We start from the raw sequence: 24,114 nt of genomic DNA on the forward strand, positions 1-24,114 counted from the left end.
GCGCCGACCGGCCGACGGTTCTTCCTGCATCAGGCCCGCGCCGGAACACCCGCGAACCGCCCGACGTTGCCACCAGCATGAGAGCGATCGCGTACGCCCAGACCGGCCCGTCCTCCGTCCTGCAGCTCGTCGAGCGCGACCTCCCCGAGCCTGGACTCGGCGAGGTGCGCGTGCGCGTCGTCGTGTCGGGCGTCAACCCGACGGACTGGAAGGCGCGCGCCGGCGCGGGCGCCGGGAGGGCGACGCCGTTCCCCGAGGTCGTGCCGAACCAGGACGGCGCCGGCGTCGTCGACGCGGTCGGCGAGGGCGTCACCGGGTTCGCGGTCGGCGACCGGGTGTGGGTGTTCCTCGCGGCGCACGGGCGTCCGACCGGCACGGCGCAGGAGTATGCGGTGCTGCCCGCCGCGCGGGTCGTGCACCTGCCGGATGCCGCGGGCTTCGCGCTCGGGGCATCCCTCGGCGTGCCCGCGATGACCGCCCATCGTGCGCTCACCGTGCACCAGGGCGGACCGTCGCGACTCGGACCGGGCGCGCTCGACGGACGCACGGTACTCGTCGCGGGCGGAGCCGGTGCGGTCGGGCACGCGGCGATCCAACTCGCTCGTTGGTCGGGCGCGCAGGTCGTCACCACGGTGAGCTCGCCCGAGAAGGCGGCACTCGCGACCGCCGCCGGCGCGCAGCATGTCGTGAACTACCGCATGGAGGACGCAGCGAAGGCGATCCGCGCGATCGCGCCCGACGGCGTCGACCAGGTCGTCGAGGTCTCACCCGCGCGCAACGCCGAGCTCAACGGCCGCATCCTCGCGAACCACGGCTCGGTCTCGGTCTACGCGACGGATGGCGGCACCGAGATGACGCTCGACGTCCGCCGGCACTTCTCGCTCAACGTGCGCTACCAGTTCCTGCTGCTGTACACCGTCGGCGATGCCGCGCTCGCGGCGGCGGCCGAGGACATCACGCGGGCCCTCGAGGACGGCGCGTTGCCCGTCGGCGAGGACGCGGGCCTGCCGCTGACGCGCTTCCCGCTCGAGCGCACGGCCGAGGCCCACGACGCGGTCGAGGCGGGCACGGTCGGCAAGGTCCTCATCGACGTCGCAACGGATGCCGCGGAGGCGGCCTCGTAGGCCGGCTCCGCCCGTCACCGCGCCGGGCAACTGATGCCGACGGCGGCGAGGTCCTGCCTCCAGGTCGTGGCCGCGAGCACCTCGCCATACTCGTCCACCGCGGCCTCGAACGTCGCCGGATCACCATTCTCCGCCGCGGCCGCGATCTTCGCCTCGGCATCATCGGACCACGCGCGGTACGCGTCGAAGAGGTCGGCCGCGTCCTGGTCGGAATGGGCGACCGGGATCGAATCGACCTCGTCGTCGAAGGCCGCGCGCAGCATCACGCGCTCGGACTTCAGGTCGAGATAGCTCTCGAGCGACAACTCGGCGCCGCCGCGCACCGCGATCGATTCCGCGACGAGCGCGCGGCACAGCGCATTCACGCTCGAGACGTAGTCGTCGACGCTCGACGGGTTCGAAGCCGCGCTGGTGCTGTCCGCGTCGGTCTCGCGAGGCTCGGAGGTGCCGGTGCACCCCGTGATGCCGGCGATCACCACCGCCGCGGCGATCAGGATCGACCATCGCCGCACGGAACCGATCCTCGTCCGCGGCCCGCAGAGCGTCAAGCGGCCCCGCCATTCGGAGGTCCTGCCTCCTCGGACGAACGTCGACCTGCGGCGGCCGACGCGACCGCCTCCACGACCGCTTTCCACGCACGCGGCGGCAGCTCGTGCCCGACGCCGGGCAACGACTCGAATCGCGCGCCGGGGATCTCGCGAGCCAGCGCCTCGCCGTTGCCGATCGGGAACAGCGGATCCGCGGTGCCGTGCAGCACCATGGTCGGCACCTGCAGTGTGCCCAGGCGCTCCCGCCAGTGCGGAGCCTCGTCGAACAGGTCGGCGCCGCCTTCGTCGCGGTGCATGCCGGGCGACCGGCGCACGGTCGCGGTCCAGATCGCCCGCTCGTGCCCCTCGTCGAACTCGTCGCCCGCGTAGTCGCGATCCACGTCGACGAGGTGGTCGATGACAGCCGCCTGGTCATTCCAGTCGGGCTCGGGCGGCGGATGCTCCCATGTCGTCGCCAGCCGATCGGCGACCTCGGGCAGGTCGGGGTCGGCCGACCCCGGGCCTGTCGGCCGGGTCGAGATGAGCGTGAGCGACCGGACGCGGTCGGGATGGTCGAGCGCCGCGAGCTGCGCGACCCAACCGCCCGCCGAGAACGCGACCCAGTGCGCGTCGTGCCCCGGGCCGGCGTCGAGCGCCTGCGCCGCGTCGAGTACGGCGAGGGCGTCCCCGAGCGCCGTCGGCAGCCCCGCACGCCGCGTGCCGCAAGGGCCGAGCGTCGTCTCCCCCGTCCCGCGCTGGTCGTAGCGGATCACGCGGAGTCCCAGCGCGGCGAGCTCGGCGCAGAACTCGGGTCGCCACCAGTCCATCGAGCAGTCGGCCCCAGCCACAAGGAGCACGAACGGATGCGCCGCCTCGCCGATCACCTCGGCCGCCAGCTCGGCCCCGTCGGGTCGCGAGACCCGCAATCGCTGCACGTCGCCCCGCGTCATCCGCTCAGTCTGCCTCGACCCGCCCACGCCGTGCCTCGAACGGACCAGCGAGCCGCTCGCTCACCGACCGCGCATGTCGGGCGTGGCAGGCCGGCGCACCACCCGCGATCGGCGAGACTTGCGACGTGCTTCACGTCAGGCTGATCGTCCCGCGGGGACTCCGCGGCGCGGTCGACGCCGTGATCGCCGACACCACCCCTGACGTCACGAATCTCGTCGTGCATCCGGGTGCCGGGGTGTCGCCGGCCGGCGACGTCGTCCTCTTCGATGTCGATCGCACGGAGGCGAGCGACCTGCTCGAGCGGCTGGAGGCCGTCGGGCTCGGCGAGTCGGGCTCCATCTCGGCCGAGCACCTCGACCTCAGGATCGATGGCCGCAGCAGCCGGGACGAGGACTTCGGCGGCGAGGACGACGCCGTCGTCTGGGAGGAGGTCGAGGCCCGCACGAGCGACGAGGTGCGCCTCTCGGCGACGTTCCTCACGTTCATGTCGATCGCGACGATGATCGCCGCGGTGGGCGTCGTGATCGACCAGCCGATCCTCATCGTCGGGGCGATGGTGGTCGGACCCGAGTTCGGACCGCTCGCGGCGATCGCGGTCGGCATCGTGCGACGTCGGCCGCGCATCGCATGGCGCTCGGTGATGACGCTCCTCACCGGATTCGCGTTCGCCATCGTGGTGACGATCGCCTTCGGGGCGATCCTGCGGTCGGTCGGGGTGTTCCGGGGGAACCCGTTCGTCGAGGCGCATCCGTCGACCGAGTTCATCTGGTCGCCCGACGCGCTCAGCTGGATCGTGGCCTTCCTCGCGGGCATCGCCGGCATCCTCTCGCTCACGTCCGCGAAGTCGGGCGCCCTGATCGGCGTGCTCATCTCGGTGACCACGATCCCCGCAGCCGCCGCGATCGCGGTCGCCGTGTCCGTCCGCGCCTGGGACGAGGCCGGACCTGCGACCCTGCAGCTCCTGATCAACCTGACCTCCATCGTCGTCGCCGGCTCGCTCACCCTGACGGTGCAGCTCGCCGCGCAGCGGATGTCGCGGACGCGCCAGCGATCCCGAGCGCGGTCCTGAGCAGTCCAGCCGCACCCGGACGCCGTTCGAGGCGCACCGCTCACCCGAAGGTGAAGCAGTACGCCTCGACGTCGGCCTCGAGGAAGTCGATCTCGATCACGCGATCGGCGACCCGGTCCGCCTGGCGGACCAGCTGGTACGTGTTCTGCTCGGTGACCACGCCCCGGCCGTCGTCGTCGACGTCGGTCCCACCCGACTGACCCGCGGCCTGACCGTCGAGCGTGACCCGAAACGGCACGGAGGCTCCGGGGTCCAGCGGTCCCATCACGAGGTTGACGTCTCGGGCGTGGAAGGCGAACGAGATCCGGCCGCCCGGCGCGTTCAGGACCGCGGCGTGGCTCGCGACCGTCCAGTCGCCCGTGAGGTCCCAGGTGTTGGTGAGCAGCCGGTGCCCGCCCGAGTACACGTGCGGGCGGTCGTAGTACTCCCCGTGCTCCGAGACGAACCCGCTGCTCTGCCGGTAGCCGAGGTAGGTCTCGGGGCTCCGCAGCGAACGCCAGTCGGCCGCCACCTCGAGACCCCGCGGCTCGACGACGACGAGGTCGGTGTCGAGGTCTCGCGCCCCCGCCTCGACGAGGAGCTGCTGGATCGCCATCTCGGTCATGGCGTACTCGCCCTCGCCGAAGTGGTGGAACCGCAGCCGCCCGTTCGCGTCGGCGAGGTAGATCGCCGGCCAGTAGCGGTTCGCGAACTCGTTCCAGACGCCGTAGTCGCTGTCGACGGCGACCGGGTAGCGGACCCCGAGGTTCCGGGTCTGCGCCACCACGTTCCGCAGGTCGGCCTCGAAGCCGAACTCGGGGGTGTGCACGCCGACGATGGTCAGTCCGGCGTCCTCGTACTTCTCGGCCCAGGCCCGCAGGTACGGCAGGGTCCGCAGCCAGTTGACGCAGGTGTAGGTCCAGAAGTCGACGAGCACGACCCGACCGCGAAGGCTCTCGGGCGTCAGCGGCTCGGAGTTCAGCCAGCTCGTCGCCCGGCCGAACGACGGCAGGCGCCCTTCGTCGGGCAGCACGTCGTGGTCGCCCGCCAGCCGGTGGGCGAGCGAGCGGAACAGGCCGCCGCGGCCCTCCCGCGCGATCACTGCGTCGGCGGCGGATGCGTCGCCGCGGTCGTCATCGGACATGTGAGCCTCCCGTGGTGTGGTGATCGGGCGTCGGCGTCCGATCGGGTCAGGCGCCGGATCCGCCCGCGTCCGCCAGGCCCGCGTACTCGGGGTTCCCGGCGATGAACGCGGCCACGACCGGGCAGAGCACGGTGAAGCGCGTGCCACGCTCGCGGAGCTCGTCGAGCGCATCGGCGATGAGGTCGGTCGCGATGCCGCGACCGCGGAACTCGGGTTCGACCGTCGTGGTGATGAGGGTGATCCGATCGCCGTCGAGGTCGTAGCGGATGGTCGCGATCTCCCTGCCCTCGAGCGTCGCGGCGAAGACGCCCCGTTCGTCGTCGCGGCGCACCTCGATCTCGGCGTCGGCGTCCTCCGACGGCGTGTCGACCGCGCGCAGCGCGTCGGCGGTCACCTCGTCGACGAGTGCTGCGGTGCCCTCGTCGAGGGTGCCGCTCCCGTCGGGATACCCCGCGGCATCCGGATACTCGAACCGCGCTGCATCATCACCGGTGCTCATCGCGCCCCTCCGCTCCGTTCTCGGCTCGGTCGAGCCGCTCATGAACGAGGACAAGTCAGGTCCCGCCATTGTGACAGCGCCGCGCCGGTGCCACCACGGCCCGGTCACGAGATTGAGTTTTCCTCACGTCCATTGACGCCCCACCGGCGCGGGCGTAGACCTGAGGTCACTGGGAAGGAGGTGCCGCAATGGCGAAGGATCTCTACCTGACCCTCGAGGACAAGCCCGGTGAAGCGGCACGACTCGGCGAGGCGCTCGGCACGGCGGGCGTCAACATCGAGGGGCTCTGCGCGATGGCCGACGGAGGGCGGAGCACCGTGCACATCCTCGTCGACGACGGCGCACGTGCTCGAACCGCACTCGAGGGCGCCGGCATCACGGTCGATCGCGAGACCGAAGTGCTCGTCAGTCCCCCGCTCCGCGAGGAGTGGGTCGCGACGCCGGGCGGATTCGGCAAGATGGCGCGAGCGCTGGCCGACGCCGACGTCAACATCTCGTTCGCGTACGTGGCCGGCGACAGTCGCCTCGTGCTCTCGACGAGCGACGACGCGAAGACCGCCGAAGTGCTGCAGGCGATGATGTAGGACCTCAGAGCCCCTCGGCGAGCTCCTTGATGGCGGCGAGTCGGCGGTCCCACTCGGCGCCGATGGCGTCGAGTCGGTGCGCGGTGTCGCTGAGCTGCGCACCGATGACGCGGTAGCGCACCTCGCGACCGACGCGCACGGGCTCGACGAGGCCGACCTCCTGCAGCACGGCGAGGTGCTTGGCGATGGCCTGGCGGGTGACGGGCAGGCGCCCGGCGAGGGCGGACGCCGACGCGTCGCCCTCGCCGAGTGCCGCCAGGATGCTCCACCGGGTCTCGTCGCCGAGTGCGGCGAACACGGGGACCAGCGCCTGGGTCATGCGCTGCCCTCGAGCAGGGCGACCAGCTTGTCGAGCTCGCCGTCCCAGCCCGCGCGATGCGCTTCCATGTTCGCGGCCGGGTCGGACGTCACGTCGAACCCGGTCTCCACGACGGTGAGCTGCGTGCCGTTCGACATCGGCTCGAGCGTGAAGGTGAACACCGTCGCGTGGTCGTCGAGCTGCTCGGGCAGCACGCCGCTCGCGTCGTCGTTGCCCCAGCGGTACGACACCATGCGCGGCTCGTCGATCGCCTCGATGCGCACCGGCACGGCGCCGTAGCCGTCGAACGTGAGCGTGCCCGTCGCGCCGACGCCGGCGCCGGCGAAGTCGGCGCGGCCGAACCACTTCGAGATGTGCTGGGGCTCGGTCACCGCCGACCAGACCTTCTCGACGGGGGCGGCGATGTGGATCGTGCGCCGCACGGTGAACTGGCCCTCGTCGATGACGGATGCCGGGTTGTCGGTCATGTGCTCCATGATGGTTCCTTTCGTGGGGATGTGCCGTCACCGGGTCGGAGGTTCGGTGACGGATGCCGCGTGAGCGGGTTCGGTGACGGATGCCGCGACCGCGGGCTTCAGCGCGCTCGTCGCCCACGCGGCGGCGATCGCGACGACGGCGATGGCGATGCCGGCGACCACGGCCAGCCGGACGTCTCCGCCGTCGATGGCCAGGCCGCCCGCGAACGCGCCGAACGCGATGCCGGCGTTCACCGCGGAAGCGGGCAGCGACGACGCGAGCGGCGCGCCGGGTCCGGCGAGGCTCACGACGCGATGCTGGATCGACGGCCCCGTGGCCATGCCGAACAGGCCGATGCCGAGCACGGCGAGCGCCGTGGCGATCGCGTTCGGTCCGAAGGCGAGCAGGGCGACGAGCGACGCCAACACGCCGATGGCACCGACGATGAGCATGCGCGATGCGTTCGCGTCCGCGAACCGGCCGCCGCCGAACGAGCCGACGGCAGTCGCGACGCCGTAGACGAGGAGGTAGATCGAGACCGCCGGCCCCGAGACATCCGTGACCTGGTCGAGGAACGGCACGAGGTAGGTGATCGCGGCGAGCATCGCGGCGAACGTCAGGAAGCTCACCGCGAGCACTGCCAGGACGCGCGGCGCGAACGCGTGCCGCGCCTGCCCCATCGCACCGCTCCCTCGCGGCGTCGGCACCGACGGCAGCACGATGACGGCGAAGACGAGCACGACGGCGCCCGCCACTACGACGGCGACGAACGAGCCGCGCCAGCCGACCGCCTGCCCGAGCAGGGTGCCGATCGGCAGCCCGAGCGCGCTCGACATCGCGAAGCCCGAGATGATGACCGCCATCGCCCGGCCGGCGCGCTCGGGCGGCACGATCGAGGTCGCGGTGACCATCGCCGCGGCGATGAACAGCCCCTGCACGGCGCCGATCACGACCCGGGCGGCGACGAAGACCTGGTAGTCGGCCATGAGGGCGGGCAGCAGGTTCGCCAGCACGAACACGGCGGTCGCCGCGACCAGCACGTGCCGACGGTCGAAGCGCGTCACGAGGAACGTGAGCAGCGGGCCGCCGATCGCGAGCCCCAGCGCATTGGCCGTCACCAGGACGCCCGCCATGGGCACCGAGATCGCGAGGTCGGCCGCGATCAGGTCGATCATGCCGACGACGAGCATCTCGGCGCAGCCCATGGTGAACGCCCCCGCGAACAGGACGGCGAGCACGGTGGTCGCCCGGGCGGTCGCCGGTCGCGCTGCGGTGGTCGTCATGTCGGCTCCTCGTCTGCTCGAAGTTATGCAACCCTAGAGTTGCATATCGGCCAGACTCATGCAACCCCTGAGTTGCATATTGGGAGCCGTGCGGTTCAGCGCAGCACGTCGAGCGCCTCGCTCACGTCGAGCAGCAGCTCCGACTGCGCCCGGTTGAGATCGGGCTCGTCGGGCTCGGGCCACGACGACAGCTTCACGACCACGGCATCGGTGCGCGGATCGAGCCAGAGGCTCTGCCCGTGGATGCCGATGCCGCTCACGTTGCCGCGCGTGTTGCCCGTGCACCACCACTGCCGGGTGTACGAGCCCCGCGGGAACACCTCGGTGAAGCCCGACGGCGGCATCGCGGCGGGCGATCCCCCCGTGAGGATCGCCCGCACCCAGTCCTCGGAGACGACCCGTCCGCCGGGGGCGACGCCTCCGTCGAGCACGACCCGGCCGACGCGCGCCAGGTCGCGAGCCGTGCACGACACCCCGCCGTTCGCGAACCCGAAGCCGGCGCGATCGACCGTGATCGTGGCATCCCGATCGGCGTCGAGCTTCGACCAGAGCAGCTCCGACAACGCCTCGCCATAGCGGAGGCCCGTGACGCGCTCGACGATCCACGCGAGCACGTCAGTGTTCGCCGAGCAGTACTGGAACGTGCCGACCGAGCCGTTGCCGCGCAGCGTGGTCAGGAAGTCGGCGGTGTCGACCGGGTCGCCCTCGAGCCGGGTGCGCCACCCGGCCGAGCGGTCGTGCCGCTGCACCTCCGCGGTCGCGTCGAGGTAGTCCTCGCGGTAGTCGATGCCGATCGCCATGTCGAGCACGTGCTGCGCCGTCGGCCCGTCGTAGGCGGAGCCCGCGAGCTCGGGCACGTAGTCGGTCACCGGTCGCGCCGGGTCGAGCGCCGCGGCATCCGCCAGCGCACCGACGACCAGGCCGCAGAGCGACTTCGAGACGCTCATCAGCAGGTGCCGCTCGTCGGGCGCGAAGCCCGCACGGAAGTACTCGGCGACGACCTCGTCGCCGCGCAGCACGAGGAACGCGTCGGTGAAGGTCGACTCGAGCCGCTCGCGAAGGTCGGGCACGTGCGGCTCGAGGGCGTCCAGGTGCACGAGCCCAGCGGATGCCGCGGGCCGCCGCCGCGCGATCGTCGCCGTCGGCACGACCTCGCCGAGGTGCGCGAACGCCCACCGGTTGTGCGGCGCCTCCTGCCAGGTGTCGAGCGTGGGATGACTCATGCGCGCGGTCCCCGCTCCCTCGCCGGGCGATCCTGGGCTGGACCGTTCACGCGCGAGCGCGACAGCCCGAGGTACAGCGCGGCGGCCACGACCACGCCGACCGGCACCGAGAGATCGAGGTAGCCCATCGCCTCCGCGATCGGACCGGCCCAGGCATCCGTCGTGAGGAACAGCGACGATGCGATGCCGCCGACGACGGCCGCGGTGATGCCCGCGACGTTCCAGCCGCCGCGGTACCAGAAGGGACCGCCGCGCTCCTGGTCGAGCAGCTCGACGCCGTCGTAGCGGTTGCGGCGCATCCCGATGTCGGTGACGTAGATCGCCATGGCGGGCGCGATGACCACCACGAGCACTTGGAGCATGAGGTTGACCGCCCCCAGCAGGCTCGTCGACATCACGAGGTAGATCGTGAGCGCCGTGCCGATGACCCCGACCACGATGGCGGCGGGGATGCGCTTGAGCGGGATGCCGATCGACTGCAGCGCCATGCTCGACGTATAGGTGGTCATGCCGTTGAGCGCGACGGTGTTCACGATGACCGCGATGACGAAGACCGGCACGAACCAACCCGGGAAGAGCCCGAGCATGCCCGATTCGATGCCGGCGTCCATCGCCGCGGCATCCAGCCCGGTCGCGAGCAGCGCGCCGACGCCCGTGAAGAGGATGCTCGGCAGGGCGCCGCCGAGCGCGGTCGCGGCGACGATGTGCGAGGGCTTCGTGGACCGCGGCAGGTACCGGGCCAGGTCGGGGCTGTTGATATACGACAGCGGGGTCGCGGCCAGGATCGTGAAGCCGACGGTCAGGGCCGACCAGAGCGCGACGCCCTCGAGCGGCGCCGGGGTGCGATAGCCCCAGTCCACGTGCGGCAGGAAGAACGCGGTCGCGGCGAGGAACACGACGACGAGCGCGATGGTCACCGCGGGGTAGGTGCGCAGGATGAGCGCGTGCCCGTAGACGGCGACGAGCACCGTGACGGCCGACACGACGACCGTGACGAGCACCGGCACGAGCACGGGGTCGGTGAACCCCGCGCCGGCGAGCAGCTCGGCGCCGAGGAACGACGACGCGAGCCAGTTGAGCGCGAGGAACACCGCCGAGAGCAGCCAGCCGGTGAGCGCGATGACGAGCTTGTTGCCGACGATGCCGTACATCGCCCGGCTGATCACCGACCCGGAGGTGCCGGCCGCCGGGCCGCTGATCGCGACGATCCCCGTGAGGATCCACGGGAGGCTGCCGACGACGATCACGGCGAGCGCCTGCCAGAGCTCGAGGCCGAGCAGGATCATGGTCGCGCCGATCGTGAAGTTCAGCACGCTGACGTTCGGGGCCGCCCAGACCGCGAAGAGGTCGCGGGCGCGGCCGTGGCGCTCGGACGGGCGGACGACCTCGATGCCGCGGGTCTCGGGGCGGGTGGCGACGTCGACGAACTCGGGTGCGACCGACTCCGTCGGCTCGGCCGTCGTCGTCGGGTCGGCCGTCGTCGCCGTCGGGTCGGCGGACGGCGGGGGGAGGGTGGCGGACACGATGCTCCTCTCGGCTGCACGGAGCCGGGCGCGCGGTCGCCTGCAGCCGGAGCGACGTTGCTATTGGTCGAGTGACCAATTGGCTATTGGTCGCTTATCCAATAAGATTCCGGGCATGGTGTCAAGCCCTGCGACGTCACGCGTCCGGAAGCAGCCCGAGGAGCGCCGCGCCGAGATCGTGGGCGAAGCCGCGCGCATCGCCCTGGCCCACGGACTCGAGGGCATCACCGTGCGCGCCGTCGCCGAGGGGCTCGGCGTGCGGCCGGGACTGATCTCCCATTACTTCCCCGTCGCCGAGGACCTCGTGATCGAGGCGTTCGTGCGCGCGGTCACCGACGAGCGCGAGCTGCTCGTGCCCGAGGACGGCGATCCGATGACCCGCATGGCGCGCCTGGTCGCCTACGCCGAGGGCGAGCCGGGGCGGGATGCCGCGCGCCTCTGGCTGAACGCACGCCACCTCTGCCGGTTCACGCCGGCCCTCGGCGACGCGCTCCTCGAGCAGGAGGAGCTCGACCGGAACCGGCTCACCGCGCTCATCGAGGAGGGTGTCGCGGCGGGCGAGTTCCGCACCGACGACCCGTTCGGCGCGTGCGTGCGGATCCTCGTCGCGGTCGACGGCGTCGGCGCCTACGCGAACAACGTCGGCACCTTCGCCGACGAGTCGTTCACCCGGTTCGTGACGGATGTCGCCGAGCAGTCGCTCGGCCTGCACGGGCGCGAGCTGCACGCCGCGGCGGCCCCGCTGCGAGGGAGCGCGACCGACGAGGGGTGAGTCCTAGGATCGTGCAATGGCACGCGATCCGAACATCCCCGACGCGTTCGACGTCTACACGCTCGTGGTGCTGCGGCGGCCCGTCGATGCGCCCGACCTGCCCGAGGCGGACCTCGAAGCGCTGCAGTCGCGGCATCTCGCCTACCGCGCCGACCTGCGGCGCCGCGGCATCCTCGTGGTGAACGGGCCCTTCGACCGGCAGAGCGACGAGTCGTATCGCGGCATGTCGATCTTCGCCTGCGACCCCGACGAGGCCGCACGCCTCTCGGACGCCGACCCGTCGGTGATCGCCGGCCGGCTCGCGTACGACGTCATGGAGTGGTGGGTCGCCGCCGACTCGCTCGCCTTCCCGAAGGCCGGAGGCCCGGTGGGCGACCGGCGCTCGATGCCCGACGACTGACGCACGAAGCGCCGCGCACACCGACGCGGCGCGGGCGTCCGTCACGCGGTCACGAAGTGCGAGACCTGCTCGGCGACGAGCCAGACGGCGAGCACGACCATCGCCGCACCCGAGACCCGCGACAGGACACGCATCGCCGACGGCCGCGCCCGCAGCACCGCCCGGGCGCTCACGCCCACGACCGAGTACACGAGCGCGCAGCTCGCCACGAAGATCAGCCCGAGCACGGCGAGCTGCACGGGGATCGGCCAGGCGCTTGCCGCGTCGGTGAACTGCGGCAGCAGCACGACGAGCACGAGGAGCCCCTTGGGGTTCAGGCCGCTCACGCCGGCACCCTGCACGAGGCGCAGCCAGGGCCGATCGGATGCCGCCGCAGCCCCGCCGCCCTCGGCCGCACCCTCGCCGCCCTCGACCGACCCGACGGATACCGCGCCCGCGACCACCGGAGGATGCCGCAGGACCTTGACGCCCAGGTAGGCCAGGTACGTCGCGGCCGAGAACGTGAGCGCGACCAGCACCCACGGCAGCGCCGCCACCGCCGCGCCGACGCCGATGGCGACGGCGACGACGGCCGCGAGGTACCCGACGAGGATGCCGGCGAGCGACGGGACGAGGGTGCGCTCCTGCATGCCCGCCGAGATGATGTACGCCCAGTCGGGACCGGGCACGACCACCATGAGCGTCATCATGCCCCAGCACGCGAGCAGCAGCTCGAGGTTCATGGGAGGTCCTTCCGGTTCGTACACGATGAACCTACGGAAGGACGGCCGGAATAGGCTTCCAACTTCGTCCCAGAATGGGGCCTCCAGTGGAAGAATCCACTCATGGACGCCATCGATCGGAGAATCCTCACCGAGCTGCAGCAGGACGGCCGCCTCAGCCTCACCGACCTCGCGGCGCGCGTGCAGCTGAGCATGTCGCCGACCCATCGCCGACTGCACGCACTCGAGGCATCCGGTGCCATCTCGGGCTATCGCGCCGTCATCGACCCCGAGGTCGTCGGACTCGGCTTCGGCGCGCTCGTGTTCGTCACGATGGAGCAGGCGAACAAGGCCACGATCCCCGCGTTCGACGCGGCCGTCGCCGAGATCCCCGAGGTGATCCAGGCGCTGCGCCTCTTCGGCAACCCCGACTACCTGCTGCGGGTCGCGGTGCGCGACCTCGCCGCCTACCAGCGCCTCTGGGACGAGCAGCTCGCCGCCCTGCCCGGCGTGCAGCGCGTCGAGTCGACCCTTGTCATGAAGACGATCGTCGACGACCGCCCGCTGCCGATCTGAACGCGAGACCGCGGCATCCGAGTGCTGCAGCACCAGGACTGCAAGCGCTGTCACATTTCGGGCCCCTATTCGGTCTTAACTGATGTAAGGACCGAAAGGAGCGCCAGCTCATGCGAAGGATCGTGATCGTCGGAGGCGGCTACGCCGGCTTCTACACGGCGTGGAAGCTCGAGAAGCAGCTGTCGCCGGACGAGGCGGAGCTGGTGATCATCGACCCCCGCCCGTACATGACCTACCAGCCGTTCCTTCCGGAGGTGAGCGCGGGCTCGATCGAGGCGCGACACGCGGCGGTCTCGCTGCGCAAGCACTTGCAGCGCACGAAGGTCGTCGCGGGCACGGTCACCAGGATCGAGCACGCGACGAAGACCGTGACGGTGCGTCCGACGGATGCGCCGGACTACGCGCTCCCGTACGACGTGATCGTCGTCACGGCCGGCGCCGTCACGCGCAAGCTCCCGGTGCCGGGCGCCGACGAGGTGGCCATCGGCATGAAGCACGTCGAGGAGGCGGTCGCGATCCGCGACCGGCTGCTCACGGCGTTCGACCGGGCGGCCGCGCTGCCCGACGGACCCGAGCGGCGCCGACTGCTGACCGTCGTCTTCGTGGGCGGCGGGTTCTCGGGCGTCGAGGGCTTCTCGGAGCTGCTCTCGCTCGCGACCGACCTGCTGCTGCAGTACCCCGAGCTCTCGTTCTCCGACCTGTCGTTCCACCTCGTCGAGGCGAACCATCGGATCCTGCCCGAGGTCACCGACCGGCCGGGCGCGTGGGTGGTGCGCCACCTCGAGCAGCGCGGCGGGCGCATCCACCTCGGCGCGCGGGCGGTCTCGCTCGAGGGGGGCCACGTCGTGCTGTCGAACGGCGAGGAGTTCGACGCGAACCTCATCGTGTGGACCGCCGGCAACGGCGCGCATCCGGTGATCGCGAAGCACACCGACCTGCCCACCGACGACCGCGGACGCATCGTCGTGCGACCCGACCTGCGCGTCGGCACCGACGACGCCCCCGTCGAGGACGCGTGGGCCGCCGGCGACAACGCCGCCGTGCCCGACCTCGCCGTGCCCGGCACGACCACCGTGCCGAACGCGCAGCACGCCGTGCGGCAGGGCAAGCGCCTGGCGGCGAACATCGTCGCCGTGCTCCACGGCCGGCGGCCGCGCCCCTACCGCCACGCGAGCCTCGGCGCCGTCGCGACGCTCGGCCTCGGCCGCGGGATCTTCCAGTACAAGGGGATCGTCATCACCGGGCTCCTCGCCTGGGTGATGCACCGCGGCTACCACGTGCTCGCCATCCCGACCTGGGAGCGGAAGTTCCGCGTGCTCCTCGTCTGGATCAGCGCCCTGTTCGCCGGCCGCGACATCGTGTCGCTGCTGTCGGTGCAGAACCCGCGCGAGGCGTTCGTCGCCGCGGGCGTGCCGCGCGTCGCCCCGATGACGCGAGTGCAGGCTCCGCGGGATTCGCACGAGCAGTCGGCCCGCGCCGCCTAGGTGCGAGCGGATGCCGCTGGCCCGCCGCCGGGCGTGCTCGGCGGGCTGTCGGCGCTGCCCAAGGTCAGGCGTGCCCGGCGGGCTGCCAGCCCTGCCCGCCGTCAGGCGTGCTCGTCCTCGGGCTGGCCGCCCTCGGGCTCGGCGGCCCACGACGGCGGCTCGTCGCGGCCGGACTCCTCGTCGCGCTCCGCATCGTCCGAGGTGGCCTGCACGATCCCGGCCGCGTGATGCACGGGCGCGTACACGACGTAGAGCCGCAGCGGCTCGTCCCCGGTGTTCTCGACGTCATGCCACGTGCCGGCCGGCACCTGGACGCTCCAGCCGTCCGAGACGTCCTGCTGGAAGCTGAGGTCGTCCTTGGACGGGCCCATCTTGGCCCGGCCGCGGCCGGCGTCGAGGCGCAGGAACTGGTCGGTCTCGGGGTGCGCCTCGAGGCCGATCGACTCGCCGACCGGGATCGACATGAGGGTCACCTGGAGGTACTTCCCGCTCCAGGCGACCGTCCGGTAGTTCGAGTTCTCCTTCGTCGCCCGCTCGATGTCGAACGCGTTCGGCTCCGGCCCGTTGTCGGTGATGTCCATGTGGATCGCGACCCCTTCGTCGACCTGGCGACGGATGCCCGCTGCCCAGGTCTCAGGCTAGACCGGCGAGGCGCCCGTGTCGGAGGGGTGGACAAGGATCGGCTCATGCGCTCGCGCGTCGTGATCACCGGCGGGGGCTCCGGCCTCGGAACCGTCATCGCCGACGAGCTGGCCTCGCGGGGTCGGCCCGTCATCCTCGTCGACCGCGATGAACCCACCGCACGTGCCGCCGCGGCCGACCTCGAGGCCCGTTACCGCGTCGAGGCGCCGGTGATCGTGGCGGACCTGTCGACCCCCGCCGGCATCGAGGCCGCGGCCGACGCCCTCCTCGAACGCGACGACGTCGGCGGGCTCGTGAACAACGCCGGCGGCTGGCAGCCTGGGCCGCAGTACCCATCGGCGGATCCCGACGCCTGGCATCGAGCCCTCACGCTCGATCTCGTCGCTCCCATGCGGCTGATCCAGGTTCTCTGGGAGCGCATCGCGTCGGGGATCGGGGCGGTCGTCAACATCGGCTCCAGCGCCGGCGAGGGCGGCGATGCCTACGCGTCGCCCGAGTACGCCGCCGCGAAGGCGGCGCTGCGGCGCTTCACGAGCGCCCTCGGCGATCGCGACGACGTGCGCGTGATGGCGGTCGTGCCGGGCTGGATCGGGCTGGAGCGCGCGCATCGCGAGTTGGCGGCGCTCACGACAGAGCAGCAGGCCGCGGCCGGGCCGCTGATCCCGCCGCGGGCGATCGCCACGCAGGTCGCGCGCCTCATCGACGACGGGCGAGCCGGCGAGGTCGTCGAGCTGCTCCACTGAGCCCCGCTCCGCTGAGTCCGCTCCGCTGAGTCCCGCTCACGCGCTCGAGCTCTGCAGGAACGCCAGCACGGCGGCCACCCGCCGATGCACGCCCGTCTCGGGCAGGCGCAGCTTCGTGAAGATCGCGTTGACGTGCTTCTCCACGGTCGACGACGAGAGGAAGAGCGCCTGCTCGATGCCGGCGTTGGTCTTGCCCGCCGCCATCTCGCGCAGCACCTCGAGCTCGCGCGGCGAGAGCGCCGCGAGCGGGCTCGCCGCGCCCGCCGCGCTGCGGCGCCGCACGAGCGTGTCGACGATCTGCGGATCGATGACCGAACCGCCGGCGCGCACCTCGCGCAGGGCGTGCACGAGGTCCTCGAGGTCGCCGATCCGGTCCTTGAGCAGGTAGCCGAGCCCCGCCGAGCCGTCGTCGAAGAGCGCGAGCGCGTAGCTCTCGTCGGCGTGCTGCGACAGCACGACCACGCCCGTGTCGGGCGAGGCCGCGCGGATCGCGTGCGCGGCCTCGATGCCCTCCATGTGGTGCCCCGGCGGCATCCGGATGTCGGTGAGCACCGCGTCGGGGCCGAGCCGACGCACCGCGTCGAGGAGCTCGACGCCGTTGCCGACCGAGGCGATCACGTCGATCTCGCCCGAGTCCTCGAGCAAGCGCCGCAGGCCCTCGCGCACGAGGTAGTTGTCCTCGGCGATCACGACGCGCAGCACGCCCGTGTCATCCAACGCGATCACCCACGGGCAGGTCCACGAGCACGGTCGTCCCGCTGCCCACGCCGTCGGCCGGCGCGACCTGCACGGTCCCGCGCAGAGCGGCCACGCGGTCGCGGATGTTCGCGAGCCCGCCGTGCGACGCCGCCGCGGCCGTCGCGGCATCCGTCGCCGACGCGCCGATGCCGCAGCCGTCATCGGTGATCGCGATGCGCAGGTGCCCGTTCGACCGGGCCAGCTCGACGGACGCGTGCGTCGCGTTGGCGTGCTTCGCCGTGTTCGCGAGCGCCTCGCGCACGACGTAGTACGCCGTGGTCTCGATGTCGTCGGGGTAGCGCTCGGCACGCACCGCGGCATCCGCCTCGACCGAGAGCGGGATCGGGAACCGGGCGACCCCCGACTCCACCGCGGCGACGAGCCCGTTGTCGCTCAGCACCGGCGGGTGGATGCCCTGCGCCAGCTCGCGCAGGTCGGTGAGCGTCTCGCGGGCCTGGTCCTGCAGCTCGCTCAGCTCGGCCGGCGTGAGCTCGCCGCGCTGCAGCCGGTTGCGGGCGAGGCGCAGGCCGGCGATCTGGGCGACCACGTTCTGCTGAATCCCGTCGTGCAGGTCGCGCTCGAGGCGCCGGCGCTCGTCGTCCTGCGCGGCCACGAGCCGCTCGCGCGATGCGGTCAGCTCCACGAGCTGCTCGGCGAGCTGCGCGGTGAGGCGCACGTTGGCCACGGATGCCGCGGCCTGGCCCGCGACCGTGCGCAGGAGCCTCCGCTCGGCGTCGTTGTACTCGCCGTGGTGACGTGCACCCACCTCGATGCGCCCGAGCGTCTCGTCGCCGCGCACGAGGTCGGCGGAGAGCGTCGGCTCGGTCGACGTATCGGCCGCGCCCGCTGTGCCCACGGGCGACGCGGCGAGCGTGCCGTCGGCCGTCGCGAGGCGGATCCGCACCCACGAGGCGCCCAGGCCGTCGCGCACGGCCTCTGCGAGCCGGGTGAGCAGGTCGCGCGGCTCGCCGGCCTCCTCGAGGCTCGCGCCGAGCTCGCCGAGCAGCTCGAGCTGGCGCTCGCGGTCGCCGAAGAGCCGGCGGTGGATCCAGCGCTGCACCCACGAGCGCACCGGCAGCAGGGCGATCGCGACCAGGGTCGTGATGATCACGGCGGGTACGACGCGCAGCCGCCCCGACAGCAGGATCGCCGGCGTGGCGACCGCGATGGCGTAGAAGACCGTGATGAGCAGGTTCGCGGAGCGGGCGGCGTTGCGGCCGCGATCGCCGGGCGCGACGTCGAACGCGCCGTACTTGAAGATGCCGTGCACGGCGGCGATCGGCAGGGCGATGAGCGCCCCGTAGACGATGAACTGCCCGACCTCAGGCCACGGGAGGAGCGGCCAGATCGCGAACGCCGCCGCGGCCGCCGCGACCGTGATCGCCATGACCCGCGTGCGCGTCCGCACCTCGGGCGACCCGAACAGGGCGCGCGTTCCCAGCACGGCGAGTCCGAGGATCACGGCGGGCCACGACTGGAGGAACGCGATGTTGACGAGGGGAGCCGCCCATTCGAGCCAGGGCACGGCATAGGGATTGGGGATGCCGGCACCGCTGATGCCGATCCACGGCGACATCACGACGTGCGGGGTGGTGAGCAGGGTCAGCGGGCCTGCGAGCAGCGGGGTCCACAGGAAGGCGACCGCGATCCGCTGCCACCGCTGCTCGACCACGCCGTCGGGGAACGTCGCGAACACGATGAGGAACGCCGACGTCGCGGCGGCGTCCGCGGTCAGGCCGATCAGGTTGAAGAACGGGAACCACGGCTCCGCCATGATCTCGAGGTTGCGCTGCAGGAAGGTCTCGTACGCGGAACCGACGAGGATCGCGGTCGCCGCGAGCCCGATGAGCACGGCGGTGAGCGACCTCGTCACCGTCAGCAGCCACATCCCGAGCACGAACAGCGGCAGCGCGCCGAGGATCGGCCATGCGAGCCCGTGGTCGGCGTCGGCCTCGATGAAGCCCCGCACGACGACGATGTAGACCAGCGCGGCGACCCCGATCGGGCCCAGCGTCGCGAGGCACACCCACCTGCGGTCCACGGTTCCATGGTCCTCCTGCGCGGGCGTCCGCGGGAGAGGGCCTTCCGTGTCTGCGCGTGGAGGCTGACCCCCACTCGTTCGAGCACGCCACAGACCGGGGCGGGTCATCGTGCTCCCCCGGCGCCGACGGGCAGGTCCACGTCGACCATCGTGCCGGTGCCCGAGGGGTCGGCGGACGAGATGCGGACCGTGCCCCGGAGGGCGGCGACGCGGTCGCGGATGTTCGCGAGCCCCCCGCTCGTCGCCGCGCCCGGAGAGGGCGAGGAACCCGACGATCCCGCGGAGCCCGACGAATCCGCCGCGCCCGAGGAGTCCGAGGAACTCGAGGAGCTCGCCCCGAGTCCGCAGCCGTCGTCGCTGATCGTGACGCGCAGCCGGCCGTCGGTCCTGGCGAGGGCGACCGACGCCGTGCTCGCGTGCGCATGCTTCGCCGTGTTCGTGAGCGCCTCCCGCACCACGTAGTACGCGGTCGTCTCGACGTCGGCGGGATACCGCTCGGCGCGGACCCGCGCATCCGCGTGCACCGTGAGCGGGATCGGGTACCGCGCGGCGCCCGACTCGATCGCGGCGACGAGCCCGTTGTCGCTGAGCACCGGCGGGTGGATGCCGTGCGCGAGCTCGCGCAGGTCGGTGAGCGTCTGGCGGGCCTGCTCCTGCAGCTCCGCGAGGTCGGCCCCCGCGAGCTGGCCGCGCTCCAGCCGGTTCCGGGCCAGCCGGAGGCCCGCGATCTGGGCGACGATGTCCTGCTGGATCCCATCGTGGAGATCCCGCTCGAGGCGCCGGCGCTCCCCGTCCTGCGCGGCGACGAGTCGTTCCCGCGAAGCGGTCAGCTCGGCGAGCTGCTCGGCGAGCCGGGCGGTGAGGCGCACGTTGGCGACGGATGCCGCGGCCTGGCCGGCGACCGTGCGCAGCAGCGTCCGCTCGGCCTCGCTGTACTCCCCGCGGTGGCGCGGGCCGACGTCGATACGACCGAGGAACTCCTCCGCATGCACGAGGTCGGCTCCCTCGACCGCATCGCCCACCACGTCGCCGGCGATCCCCGCGGGCGAGTCGGCGAGCGCGCCGTCCGACGTCGCGAGGCGGATGCGCACCCAGGTCGCGCCCAGTCCGTCGCCGACCGCGGTCGCCAGGTGCGTCAGGAGGTCGCCAGGGTCGGCCGAGCGCTCGAGCTCCGCGCCGAGCTCGCTGAGCATCGCGAGCTGGCGGTCGCGGTCGCCGAAGACGACCCGGTGGATCCAGCGCTGGAGCCATCCGCGCACGGGCAGCAGGGCGACCGCCACGAGTGCCGTGAGGAAGGCGATCCCGAGCGGCGTCAGGCGATCGAGGAGCAGCACGGCCGGGGCGACCACGGCGATGCCGTAGAGCACGGTGATGAGGACGCCGGCGGACCTCGTCACGAAGTGCGCGCGATCCTCCGCCGCCACGTCGAATGCGCCGTACCGGAGGATGCCGTGGATCGCCACGAGCGGGATCGCCGTGAGGACCACCAGGACCGCGGCGTTGAGCATGAGGTTCTCGGGCAGGAACAGCGTGAGCGAGTAGCTCACGACGATCGCGAACGTGACCCAGGCCATGAGGCGCGTGCGGATCCGTATCACCGGATCCCCGAAGAACGCCCGCGAGATCAGCACGGCGAGCGCGAGGAACACCGCCGGCCACGAGTAGACGATCCACGCCACGACCGGGCTCGCCCAGGCGAGGCCCGGCAGCGCGAACGGATTCGCGATGGCCTGCCCCTGCTCGGCGTGCACCTCCACCGTGAGCACGTGCGGCACCACGAAGAGCGAGAACGGGACGACGACGACCGGGACCCAGAACAGCCAGACGGAGACACGCTGCCATCGCTTCTCGGGGATGCCCGTCGGGAAGGTCGCGAACATGCTCACGAATGCGGCGGACGCGACCGTGGAGGCCGTCAACCCGAGGAGATTGAAGATCGGGTACCACTGCTCCCGGATCACGTCGGGGTTCGTCAGCATGAACGTCTCGTATGCTGCGCCCACCGCCATCGCGGTCGCCGCCCACGCGAGGAACAGCGCCGAGCGGGCCGTGGAGGCCGTCAAGAGCCAGATGCTGAAGGCGAACAGCGGCAGGATGCCGAGCAGGGGCCAGGCGAGGGCGGGATCCGCTGCCCCGGCCAGGAATCCACGCGCGACGACGACGTACAGCAGGGACGCCGCTCCCAGCGGCGCCAGTGCTGCGAACCATCCCCACCTGCGGAGCACACCCCCATCGTCCTCCTCCTGCCGCGCCGGCGGGAGAGGGGCATCCGTACCGGCCCTTGGAGGCAGGCCCCCATGCGGTGTGCGGCGCACCGCCACAGAGGTTCCGGGCCTGCTGGGTTCCGGCGCCGGCGCGCCTGCGCGAGCCTCGAGGGCGAGCGGATGCCACGACGGCGCGCCGCACCGAACAGGGAGGCACCTCATGCGCAAGGTCTACACGGCTCTAGCCTGGATCATCGCCGGCGGTGTGGTCGTGCAGGCCGCCGCCATCGCGTTCGCCTTCGGCGGCGTGCTCAACCGGGTGTCGAGCGGCGACGTCGTCGACAAGGCCGTCCTCGAGAGCGGCGGAGCCGGGGGCTCCGGCGAGCTCGGGTTCTGGATCCACGGGATCGTCGGCGGCGTTGCTTTGCCGCTCATCGCCGTCGCACTGCTGATCGTGTCGTTCTTCGTGCGCGCCCGCGGGGCGAAGCTCTGGGCGGCGATCACGCTCGCGCTCATCGTGCTGCAGGTGACGCTCGGCTTCTCGATCACGGACGTCCCTTACCTCGGCCTCATCCACGGCGCCAACGCGGCCGCGATCGTGCTGGCTGCGGTCATCGCCGCGCTCCGCGTGCGGCGGGCGTCGCGCACGGACGCCGCATCCGCTCGCACCGGATCGTCCTCCGAGGAGGCGACGAGCGATGCCGTCTCGGCGTGATCTCCTGCGGTGCGCCGTCGTCGGCGTCGCGGTCACGACCGCGCTCGGCGCCGGCGCGCTCGCGTGGAGTTCCACGCTGCTCGGCGAGTACTCGGTCATGGACATGGGCGCCGGAGGCGGCGGGAGCGACGACGGCCACGGGCACGGCAGCCCGGCCGGGTCCGGTGCCTCCGCGGCATCCGCCGGCGTCGGTGCCGGGGCCGGGGCCGTCGACGTCACGGCGCTGACGGCCGACCCTGACCGCGCGCCCGACGTGCGCGTCGAGCTCACCGCCCGGCAGGGCACGATCGACGTGCCCGGCGGCCGGTCGGTCGAGGGCTACACCGTGAACGGCACCTCGCCGGGGCCCGAGATCCGCGCGCACCAGGGCGACCTCGTCGAGGTGACGTTCGTGAACGAGTCGGTGGAGGCCGGGGCGACGCTGCACTGGCACGGCATCGACGTGCCGAACGCGGCCGACGGCGTCGCCGGGATCACGCAGGACGCCGTAGCCGTCGGCGGCAGCCACGTCTACCGCTTCGAGGCGACGGATGCCGGCACGTACTGGTACCACTCCCACCAGGTGTCGCACGAGCAGGTCGTCGGCGGGCTCCTCGGGGCGATCGTGATCGAGCCGGCCGCCGTCGCACCGGCCTCGACGACCGCGTCGACGGATGCCGCGACTGCGCCCGTCGCCGCAACCGACGTCACCGCCCTGCTGCACGTCTACGGCGGGCAGCACACGCTCAACGGCGCGGCCGGCGACGAGCGCATCGACGCCGCCCCGGGATCGACCGTGCGCGTGCGCGTCATCAACACCGACCAGGGCACCGCCTCGGTGTGGTCGGATGCCCTGTTCCGCGTCGTCGCGACCGACGGGCACGAGGTGAACGTGCCCGCCGAGGTCGATGGGCAGCGCGTGCTCATCCCGGCGGGCGGGCGCGCGGATGTCGAGATGCGGGCACCGGCGCGCGGCGAGCTGGTGCGACTGCACACCGGCGGCGCGCGCAGCGTGCTCATCGGGGACCCGCGGGCACCGGAGGCATCCGCCCCGCCCGTGCCGCAGCCCTCGACGACGCTCGACCTGCTCGCCTACGGCGCACCCGCGCCGCTCGACTTCGACCCGACCCTGCCCGACCGCTCGTACGAGTACGTGATCGCGCGCCGCTTCGGCATCATCGACGGGCGCCCCGGCAACTTCTGGACGATCAACGGGCGCATGTTCCCCGACGTGCCGATGTTCGACGTGAGCGAGGGCGACGTCGTCGTGATGCGCCTGCGCAACGACTCGGGCGACGTGCACCCCATGCACCTGCACGGGCACCACGTGGTCGTGCTGTCACGGGATGGCGTCGCGGCATCCGGCAGCCCCTGGATCGTCGACTCGCTCGACGTGCACCCTGGCGAGTCCTACGACATCGCGTTCGTCGCCGACAACCCCGGCATCTGGAGCGACCACTGCCACACGCTCCCCCACGCGGTCGACGGGCTCGTCGCGCACGTCATGTACGAGGGCGTGACGACGCCGTTCACGATCAACGGAGAGGCGGGGAACCGGCCGGAGTGAGGTCGGGATGTCACAGATGACCGTGCTGGTCGGTCCACGTAGTGAGAGAGATTCGGTCGAGTCGTGAGGTAAGAGCGGGAGCACTGGGTTTCAGGCGGCCTGTCCCTACGGGGTTGCGCCAAGCAGACCACGGCTGGTCCCACCCGCCGCCGGATCGTCACTCTCCCCGCGCCGGCGACGCCACGCGCCCGATCATGCGCGCCGAACCCCGTCAGGCCGGCCGCACCGGCTGGCGCAGCACGGTCTTCAGCTTCTCGGGTGCCGTGCGACCGGGGTCGCTGAGGTAGATCTCGTGGTGCGGGCCGTTGAAGGTGAGGCCGTGCTGCGGCATCCACTCGTCGTGGAGGCGCGCGAGCGTCGGCGACTCGGCCTCGTACGAGCCGACGTGCAGGATCTGCGCCGAGGTGCCCTCGGTCAGGTGCGCGAGGCGGAGCAGGTCGAGCGCGGGGTTCGCCGGGTCGCCGGCCTTCGCCGCCTTCGCGCGCACCGCGGTCACGGCGTCGGCGACCGCCGCGTCGTCGATCCAGTCGGGCTGGGCGATGAGCATCGTCCAGCTCCAAGCACCTTTGTCCCGCGCCGCGAATGCGCGCGGGTCGTCGGCCCACCAGAGTCCCTCGAGCGGGGCGACGACGAAGTCGCGTCCGAGGCTCCGCTTGCTCGCGAACTTCACGGTGTACGCCACGCCATACAGCGCCTGCACCGCCTCCCGGTACGACGCCGCGGTGTTGGGATCGCCGTGCCCGTCGACGGCGAGGTACCGCATCGGCGGCACCTCGACGATCGCGAAGTCCTTCGCCGAGGGCGCGTAGAGGTCGCGATGCTCGCGCTTGACGTCGTACTTCGCAGTCGTCGACTCGGCCATGCCGTGAGC

25 protein-coding genes are annotated in these 24,114 nt (G+C 72.2%); 10 read left to right on the top strand and 15 right to left on the bottom strand.

Annotated elements, in window-relative coordinates; all coding sequences use genetic code 11:
* Positions 1 to 77 precede the first annotated feature (77 nt).
* Positions 78 to 1,124: an NADPH:quinone reductase gene (locus ACWEOH_RS04060; RefSeq protein WP_452028477.1), complete on the top strand. Its 1,047-nt coding sequence runs from the start codon at positions 78 to 80 to the stop codon at positions 1,122 to 1,124.
* 14 nt (positions 1,125 to 1,138) lie between these two features.
* On the opposite strand, the gene ACWEOH_RS04065 is transcribed toward ACWEOH_RS04060, so the two are convergent.
* Entirely contained in the window at positions 1,139 to 1,636 is a 498-nt protein-coding gene (locus tag ACWEOH_RS04065) for a hypothetical protein (protein ID WP_452028479.1), read from the bottom strand.
* 32 nt (positions 1,637 to 1,668) lie between these two features.
* Positions 1,669 to 2,601 (bottom strand): alpha/beta fold hydrolase, encoded by a 933-nt coding sequence (locus ACWEOH_RS04070; protein ID WP_452028481.1) that lies wholly within the window; start codon positions 2,599 to 2,601, stop codon positions 1,669 to 1,671.
* Between the two features lie 125 nt (positions 2,602 to 2,726).
* Between ACWEOH_RS04070 and ACWEOH_RS04075 the strand changes: the two genes are divergently transcribed.
* Complete coding sequence (locus ACWEOH_RS04075; protein ID WP_452028483.1) at positions 2,727 to 3,671, top strand: DUF389 domain-containing protein; 945 nt, start codon at positions 2,727 to 2,729, stop codon at positions 3,669 to 3,671.
* 40 nt (positions 3,672 to 3,711) lie between these two features.
* Here ACWEOH_RS04075 and ACWEOH_RS04080 read toward each other — a convergent pair whose 3' ends face one another.
* Both ACWEOH_RS04080 and ACWEOH_RS04085 read right to left on the bottom strand, forming a co-directional pair.
* A complete protein-coding gene (locus ACWEOH_RS04080; protein ID WP_452028485.1) occupies positions 3,712 to 4,794 on the bottom strand; it encodes a thioredoxin in 1,083 nt (360 codons plus the stop codon).
* A 46-nt stretch (positions 4,795 to 4,840) separates the two neighbouring features.
* Positions 4,841 to 5,293: a GNAT family N-acetyltransferase gene (locus ACWEOH_RS04085; RefSeq protein ID WP_452028487.1), complete on the bottom strand. Its 453-nt coding sequence runs from the start codon at positions 5,291 to 5,293 to the stop codon at positions 4,841 to 4,843.
* A gap of 188 nt (positions 5,294 to 5,481) precedes the next feature.
* Here ACWEOH_RS04085 and ACWEOH_RS04090 point away from each other — a divergent pair, with 188 nt between their 5' ends.
* Positions 5,482 to 5,877 (top strand): hypothetical protein, encoded by a 396-nt coding sequence (locus ACWEOH_RS04090; protein WP_452028489.1) that lies wholly within the window; start codon positions 5,482 to 5,484, stop codon positions 5,875 to 5,877.
* Between the two features lie 4 nt (positions 5,878 to 5,881).
* Here the strand turns inward: ACWEOH_RS04090 and ACWEOH_RS04095 are convergent, their stop codons facing one another.
* From ACWEOH_RS04095 to ACWEOH_RS04115, 5 genes are all read right to left on the bottom strand, one after another.
* Entirely contained in the window at positions 5,882 to 6,196 is a 315-nt protein-coding gene (locus ACWEOH_RS04095; RefSeq protein ID WP_452028491.1) for an ArsR/SmtB family transcription factor, read from the bottom strand.
* On the bottom strand, positions 6,193 to 6,672 hold the full coding sequence (locus ACWEOH_RS04100) for an SRPBCC domain-containing protein (protein WP_452028493.1): 480 nt from the start codon (positions 6,670 to 6,672) through the stop codon (positions 6,193 to 6,195). The genes ACWEOH_RS04095 and ACWEOH_RS04100 overlap by 4 nt, the downstream gene beginning before the upstream one ends.
* A 27-nt stretch (positions 6,673 to 6,699) precedes the next feature.
* Entirely contained in the window at positions 6,700 to 7,935 is a 1,236-nt protein-coding gene (locus tag ACWEOH_RS04105; RefSeq protein ID WP_452028494.1) for an MFS transporter, read from the bottom strand.
* Between the two features lie 95 nt (positions 7,936 to 8,030).
* Positions 8,031 to 9,158 carry a serine hydrolase domain-containing protein gene (locus ACWEOH_RS04110; RefSeq protein WP_452028496.1) on the bottom strand — a complete coding sequence of 376 codons (1,128 nt, stop codon included), beginning with the start codon at positions 9,156 to 9,158 and terminating at the stop codon, positions 8,031 to 8,033.
* A complete protein-coding gene (locus ACWEOH_RS04115; RefSeq protein WP_452031842.1) occupies positions 9,155 to 10,549 on the bottom strand; it encodes a purine-cytosine permease family protein in 1,395 nt (464 codons plus the stop codon). Before ACWEOH_RS04115 ends, ACWEOH_RS04110 begins: the two co-directional genes overlap by 4 nt.
* Before the next feature lie 247 nt (positions 10,550 to 10,796).
* Between ACWEOH_RS04115 and ACWEOH_RS04120 the strand changes: the two genes are divergently transcribed.
* Positions 10,797 to 11,453: a TetR family transcriptional regulator gene (locus tag ACWEOH_RS04120; protein ID WP_452028498.1), complete on the top strand. Its 657-nt coding sequence runs from the start codon at positions 10,797 to 10,799 to the stop codon at positions 11,451 to 11,453.
* A gap of 16 nt (positions 11,454 to 11,469) precedes the next feature.
* Positions 11,470 to 11,853 (top strand): YciI family protein, encoded by a 384-nt coding sequence (locus ACWEOH_RS04125; RefSeq protein ID WP_452028500.1) that lies wholly within the window; start codon positions 11,470 to 11,472, stop codon positions 11,851 to 11,853.
* Positions 11,854 to 11,894: 41 nt separating this feature from the next.
* Here ACWEOH_RS04125 and ACWEOH_RS04130 read toward each other — a convergent pair whose 3' ends face one another.
* A complete protein-coding gene (locus ACWEOH_RS04130; protein WP_452028502.1) occupies positions 11,895 to 12,575 on the bottom strand; it encodes a LysE family translocator in 681 nt (226 codons plus the stop codon).
* 102 nt (positions 12,576 to 12,677) lie between these two features.
* On the opposite strand from ACWEOH_RS04130, the gene ACWEOH_RS04135 reads away from it, so the two are divergent.
* Together ACWEOH_RS04135 and ACWEOH_RS04140 are read left to right on the top strand one after the other, a co-directional pair.
* Complete coding sequence (locus tag ACWEOH_RS04135) at positions 12,678 to 13,130, top strand: Lrp/AsnC family transcriptional regulator (protein WP_352175441.1); 453 nt, start codon at positions 12,678 to 12,680, stop codon at positions 13,128 to 13,130.
* A gap of 110 nt (positions 13,131 to 13,240) precedes the next feature.
* A complete protein-coding gene (locus ACWEOH_RS04140) occupies positions 13,241 to 14,614 on the top strand; it encodes an NAD(P)/FAD-dependent oxidoreductase (protein ID WP_452028504.1) in 1,374 nt (457 codons plus the stop codon).
* Between the two features lie 101 nt (positions 14,615 to 14,715).
* Here the strand turns inward: ACWEOH_RS04140 and ACWEOH_RS04145 are convergent, their stop codons facing one another.
* Positions 14,716 to 15,195: a cupin domain-containing protein gene (locus ACWEOH_RS04145; RefSeq protein WP_452028506.1), complete on the bottom strand. Its 480-nt coding sequence runs from the start codon at positions 15,193 to 15,195 to the stop codon at positions 14,716 to 14,718.
* Positions 15,196 to 15,300: 105 nt separating this feature from the next.
* Here ACWEOH_RS04145 and ACWEOH_RS04150 point away from each other — a divergent pair, with 105 nt between their 5' ends.
* Positions 15,301 to 15,999 (top strand): SDR family NAD(P)-dependent oxidoreductase, encoded by a 699-nt coding sequence (locus ACWEOH_RS04150; RefSeq protein ID WP_452028507.1) that lies wholly within the window; start codon positions 15,301 to 15,303, stop codon positions 15,997 to 15,999.
* A 36-nt stretch (positions 16,000 to 16,035) separates the two neighbouring features.
* Here ACWEOH_RS04150 and ACWEOH_RS04155 read toward each other — a convergent pair whose 3' ends face one another.
* From ACWEOH_RS04155 to ACWEOH_RS04165, 3 genes are all read right to left on the bottom strand, one after another.
* Entirely contained in the window at positions 16,036 to 16,716 is a 681-nt protein-coding gene (locus ACWEOH_RS04155) for a response regulator transcription factor (protein WP_452028509.1), read from the bottom strand.
* The gene (locus tag ACWEOH_RS04160; RefSeq protein WP_452028511.1) at positions 16,709 to 18,778 is read right to left on the bottom strand and encodes an ATP-binding protein; all 2,070 of its coding nucleotides are present in this window, start codon (positions 18,776 to 18,778) and stop codon (positions 16,709 to 16,711) included. Before ACWEOH_RS04160 ends, ACWEOH_RS04155 begins: the two co-directional genes overlap by 8 nt.
* A gap of 104 nt (positions 18,779 to 18,882) precedes the next feature.
* Positions 18,883 to 21,003, bottom strand: a complete 2,121-nt coding sequence (locus ACWEOH_RS04165) for a sensor histidine kinase (protein WP_452028513.1) — start codon at positions 21,001 to 21,003, stop codon at positions 18,883 to 18,885.
* Between the two features lie 199 nt (positions 21,004 to 21,202).
* Here ACWEOH_RS04165 and ACWEOH_RS04170 point away from each other — a divergent pair, with 199 nt between their 5' ends.
* Positions 21,203 to 21,697, top strand: coding sequence for a hypothetical protein (locus ACWEOH_RS04170; protein WP_452028515.1), 495 nt, complete (start codon positions 21,203 to 21,205; stop codon positions 21,695 to 21,697).
* Positions 21,681 to 23,243 carry a multicopper oxidase family protein gene (locus ACWEOH_RS04175; protein WP_452028517.1) on the top strand — a complete coding sequence of 521 codons (1,563 nt, stop codon included), beginning with the start codon at positions 21,681 to 21,683 and terminating at the stop codon, positions 23,241 to 23,243. Before ACWEOH_RS04170 ends, ACWEOH_RS04175 begins: the two co-directional genes overlap by 17 nt.
* A 211-nt stretch (positions 23,244 to 23,454) precedes the next feature.
* Here the strand turns inward: ACWEOH_RS04175 and ACWEOH_RS04180 are convergent, their stop codons facing one another.
* Entirely contained in the window at positions 23,455 to 24,105 is a 651-nt protein-coding gene (locus ACWEOH_RS04180) for a GyrI-like domain-containing protein (protein ID WP_452028519.1), read from the bottom strand.
* Between the last annotated feature and the right edge of the window lie 9 nt (positions 24,106 to 24,114).

The sequence above is a fragment of the Agromyces sp. NPDC004153 genome (assembly GCF_053603635.1).